Raw genomic sequence first — 1452 nt, 5'->3', positions numbered from 1 at the left:
CGCCTTCCCGGCGCGGCTTGCCGTGCTTTCAGGGGCCTCGGGATGCCTGTCCCGGCCGCCGCCCGGCGGCGCCGGCGCGCGGGAAATCTTGCGGCCCCGTTTTCCGTCCCGCCGCTGCGCGGCCCGATGAAAACGTGCCGCAGGCGCAGGCGGGCAGGCCGGCCGCGTGGCGCGCCGGCCACTATTCAAGCTGCGCCGCAACATATCCCCGTGCATTCTGATAAATTGTCAGGAGTTGCACGTCTTTTCCCCTCCCCGGACTAGTCTCCACCTTTATAGAGCGATTGAAATGAAGCAAGCAGTAGGCCTTGTCGGCTGGCGCGGTATGGTCGGCTCGGTGCTCATGCAGCGCATGCGCGACGAGAACGACTTCGCACTGATCGAACCGGTGTTTTTCTCCACCAGCAACGCTGGCGGCGCCGCGCCCACCTGGGCCGATGGCGCGGGCCCGCTGCAGAACGCCTACGACATCGACGCTCTCAAAAAACTGCCCATCATCATTACCGCGCAGGGTGGCGACTACACCTCCGAGATCTACCCGAAGCTGCGCGGCGCGGGCTGGAACGGCATCTGGATCGACGCCGCCAGCACCCTGCGCATGGCCGATGACGCCATCATCGTGCTGGACCCGGTCAACCGCCCGGTCATCGACGCGGCGCTCAAGCGCGGCGTGCGCAACTTCATCGGCGGCAACTGCACGGTCAGCTGCATGCTGATGGGCCTGGCCGGCCTGTTCAACAATGACCTGGTCGAGTGGATGACCACCATGACCTACCAGGCGGCCTCGGGCGGCGGCGCGCAGCACATGCGCGAACTGCTGACCCAGTTCGGCGAGATCAACCAGGCGGTCAAGCCGCTGCTGGACGATCCCGCGTCCGCCATCCTGGAAATCGACCGCGGCGTGCTGGCCAAGCAGCAGGATCCGGCGCTGCCTCACGAGCACTTCGGCGTGCCGCTGGGCGGCAACCTGATTCCCTGGATCGACAAGGATCTGGGCAACGGCATGTCCAAGGAAGAGTGGAAGGGCGAGGTCGAGACCAACAAGATCCTGGGTCGCGGCGCCGCCTTCGGTACGCCCGCCACCCCGATCGACGGCCTGTGCGTGCGCATCGGCGCCATGCGCTGCCACAGCCAGGCGCTGACCATCAAGCTCAAGCGCGACCTGCCGATCGACGAGATCGAATCGCTGATCGCCCAGGGCACGCAGTGGGCCAAGGTCGTTCCCAACACCAAGGAAGACACCGTCCGCGCGCTGACCCCGGTGGCCGTGACCGGCACGCTGGACATCCCGGTGGGCCGCCTGCGCAAGCTGTCGATGGGTCCGCAGTACCTGGGCGCCTTCACCGTGGGCGACCAGCTGCTGTGGGGAGCCGCCGAGCCGCTGCGCCGCATGCTGCGCATCGCGCTGGCCGAAGCCTGATCCCGGTCCGCGCGGCGCGCATGCGACAAGGG

At 67.5% G+C, this 1452-nt stretch carries 1 protein-coding gene; it reads left to right on the top strand.

All coding sequences use genetic code 11. From position 1 onward, the window contains the following. Window positions 1-289 precede the first annotated feature (289 nt). Window positions 290-1420 carry an aspartate-semialdehyde dehydrogenase gene (asd, locus tag AC6LJ9_RS30500; RefSeq protein ID WP_103275262.1) on the top strand — a complete coding sequence of 377 codons (1131 nt, stop codon included), beginning with the start codon at window positions 290-292 and terminating at the stop codon, window positions 1418-1420. Window positions 1421-1452: the final 32 nt, after the last annotated feature.

It is taken from the genome of Achromobacter sp. 1011811831 (assembly GCF_059760905.1).
The sequence above is the reverse complement of the archived record's forward strand: the minus strand, read 5'-3'. Positions and strand labels throughout refer to the sequence as shown.

Excerpts from the sequence above, each read along its gene's own strand:
- asd (WP_103275262.1), top strand. The coding sequence starts at position 290 with ATGAAGCAAGCAGTAGGCCTTGTCGGCTGGCGCGGTATGGTCGGCTCG.